This window comes from Acetonema longum DSM 6540, assembly GCF_000219125.1.
In the GTDB taxonomy this organism is placed as follows: Bacteria; Bacillota; Negativicutes; order Sporomusales; family Acetonemataceae; genus Acetonema; species Acetonema longum.
In genome coordinates, this window is the sequence record NZ_AFGF01000195.1 from 1 (window position 1) to 261 (window position 261).

The window sequence follows — 261 nt, forward strand, 5'->3', positions numbered from 1 at the left end:
AAACCGAGGCACCCTGTATTTCATGCGTATTTTCTCCGCAGAATCCGGGAGGGAAAGACGAAGCCCCAGGCCCTAGTGTGTATCATGCGGCGAGCGGTCAGGATTATTTACGGGATGATGAAAACGAAGTCCGAGTATCGCCCTTATGAGACGGATTAGGTAGTCTGTTTTGTTCTGCAGTAACTTGTGATAAAATGGAAATATCCATAGCTTGTTTGCTCCTGCCTTTTTTTCCAGCAAGAAAGAGGGCTTATAGAATTT

1 pseudogene is annotated in these 261 nt (G+C 45.6%); it reads left to right on the top strand.

Annotated elements, in window-relative coordinates:
* Positions 1 to 159 (top strand): annotated as a pseudogene (locus ALO_RS22180) (IS110 family transposase); the annotation flags it as partial.
* Between the last annotated feature and the right edge of the window lie 102 nt (positions 160 to 261).